The organism is Geobacillus sp. DSP4a (assembly GCF_013096875.1).
GTDB lineage: Bacteria > Bacillota > Bacilli > Bacillales > Anoxybacillaceae > Geobacillus > Geobacillus thermophilus.
Genome location: NZ_SDLD01000303.1, coordinates 1 through 226, shown reverse-complemented (window position 1 = coordinate 226; position 226 = coordinate 1). Strand labels below are relative to the sequence as shown.

General features: G+C 47.8%; 1 protein-coding gene. It reads left to right on the top strand.

Going from position 1 to position 226, the window contains the following annotated elements:
• The coding region (locus ETC02_RS17440; RefSeq protein WP_171698520.1) for an IS66 family transposase at window positions 1-226 on the top strand (226 nt) is incomplete at both ends.

The following is a 226-nucleotide window of genomic DNA, read 5'->3' as shown; positions in this document are numbered from 1 at the left end:
TGGAATCAAATATGGACATCATCGAAGACGCCTTACTTGAATCCAACATCCTGCATGTCGATGAAACGAGTTTGCGCATCAATGGGAAACTCGCATGGGTGCATGTCGCGTGTACATCGAGATATACATACTTGGCTCCTCACGCTTCTCGTGGAAAAAAAGCGACCGATGATATCGGGATTCTTCCCCGATATGAAGGGACGATGATGCACGATGCGTTCGGTAC